The organism is Kitasatospora sp. NPDC096077 (assembly GCF_040303245.1).
In the GTDB taxonomy this organism is placed as follows: Bacteria; Actinomycetota; Actinomycetes; order Streptomycetales; family Streptomycetaceae; genus Kitasatospora.
Window position 1 is genome coordinate 1 of the sequence record NZ_JBEOSV010000145.1, and the last position, 1939, is coordinate 1939.

A 1939-nucleotide genomic window follows, 5' to 3' on the forward strand; every position below is an offset into this window, starting at 1 on the left:
CTTCGACCGCCAGTACACGCCCGGCGACTTCATGAAGACCACCACCGACAACAACGCCTGACCGGCACACTCCCCCTTCGACCGGGCCGGCCTCCCGGCCCTCGCGGCAGGAAGGCCGCCCCGGCCGACCCCGGACAGCGCGGGCACAACAGCGCAGCCGGGGGCGGGGTCGGGTCTGCCAGGACACCGGACGCGGGTTCCGTCACCTCCCGCCCGTGACGCAACCACCCTGCGCGGTGCCGGCCGGGCGGTCGCTGCGGGATTCGTTGCTGGGTCCCGTTCGCCAGGTGCGGCGGGGTGGTTTGCGGTGGTCTGCTGGCCGTTGCCGTGCGTGGGGCCCGGCTGTGGGTGGGGTCCCTGGCCGGGCCGGTGCGCCGGGCAGGCGGGCCCTGCTTTGGGCGGGTGTCAGTCGGCGTGAGACGCGGCGGGACACGGGCGGCGGCCGGAGTTGCGGCGGCCCGGGACCGCCAAGCGGGTGGCGATCCGGCGTCACCTCAGACGGGACCATCGGGGTCGGCCGCACAGGCACAGGGCGTCCCGTCCTCGACAGGCCCACGACCACGGGCCGTCACCTCGTCGTCGAGAAAATGCATGCAGGCCATGTCGGTGATCCACTCCCGGGCGTGGTGGCCGCCTTCGGACATCGGCGCCGCCACCGTGTCTTGCCGCGGTGCGGCTCCGGCTGTGCCCGCGCCGGTGATCACGGCAGCACCGGTAGCGGCGAGGACCGTGACCACCCGACAGGCAAGGCCACGGACACGTGGACGGGAACGGGTGGGAGACATGGTGCACCTCTCACTGGCGGAACCGGGCCGATCGGCCGCGCGCAGCGGAACCGACACGGCCTGCCGCACCACCAACCATTCGGCACACTGCGCCCCGGCGCACCGCCGAACGGGCCGGACGGAGGACGGGGTTGTCCGGGGTCCGGCAGCACTTCGAGCAGGTTGGCAACGGACACGTGTCCGTACGTTTCTGCGTACGGACGCCTGTGCATAGAGACGTGCGGGCGCCCGTACGCCCGCAGGGCCCCGGGCGGGCGCCCGTACGCCCGCAGGGCCCCGGGGGGCGCGGGTTCCGTCACCTCTCGCTCGTGACGGAACCGTCGGGCGCGGTGGCGGGCGGGGCCGTCGCTGCGGGATTCGTCCCTTGGCCCCGTTCGCCGGGTACGGCGGGGTGGCTTGCAGTGGTCTGCCGGCCGTTGCCGTGTGTGGGGCCCGACTGTGGGCGGGGTCCCTGGCCACACCTACTGGGACAACAAGACCAAGACCTGGGCGAATGGTCTGGGTCGCCACCGATACGGCCGACTTCGTGACGCCACGTTGGGGCTTCTGCCACGCTGACCACCGATGTGAACTACGGCCCGGAGGACCACTCCTCCACCACCAGGGAAGGCCCCACCATGCGTAACCGCACCTCCCTCACCCGCCGCATCGCACCGGTCATCACCGCCGCGCTCCTCGCTCTCCCCCTGACTCTGGCCGGGACGACCGCCGCCACCGCAGCCGGCACCACCGACCCCGGCGCCACCACCGATTGCGCCTCCCTGGGCATCACCATCGACGAACAAGCCGAGTACCCCGCCGACACCCACTACTACTGGCAGTGCGCGGGAACCATTGCCTACCTGAAGGAATGCCCACTCGGCAGCACCGGCTGGAACCCGGCCACCCAGCGGTGCGAGTACGCCACCACGAAGAACTGACCCACGACCGGGCGGCGCCGACGGAAGCACTCCTCCCGTCGGCGCCGCCCGGCGCTCCCGAACACCGGGACCCCGGCGGGAATCGACGACGACATGCCGACCTTCGCCCTCGCGCTCAAAACCAAGGGCGTCCCGGTGCTGGCTTCGTTCACGTGAAGTAGCAGCGATTGGTCAGCGGTTTGGGCAGCATTTGGCGATCTTGAACGCTGCGGATGTTCACCAGAAATGACGTCG

At 71.6% G+C, this 1939-nt stretch carries 2 protein-coding genes; one reads left to right on the forward strand and one right to left on the reverse strand.

The features are described 5' to 3' along the window. Window positions 1–494: 494 nt before the first annotated feature. Window positions 495–704 carry a hypothetical protein gene (locus ABTZ03_RS44140; RefSeq protein ID WP_350518933.1) on the reverse strand — a complete coding sequence of 70 codons (210 nt, stop codon included), beginning with the start codon at window positions 702–704 and terminating at the stop codon, window positions 495–497. Between the two features lie 698 nt (window positions 705–1402). Here ABTZ03_RS44140 and ABTZ03_RS44145 point away from each other — a divergent pair. Continuing rightward, window positions 1403–1705 (forward strand): chitin binding peritrophin-A domain-containing protein, encoded by a 303-nt coding sequence (locus tag ABTZ03_RS44145; protein WP_350518934.1) that lies wholly within the window; start codon window positions 1403–1405, stop codon window positions 1703–1705. Window positions 1706–1939 lie beyond the last annotated feature (234 nt).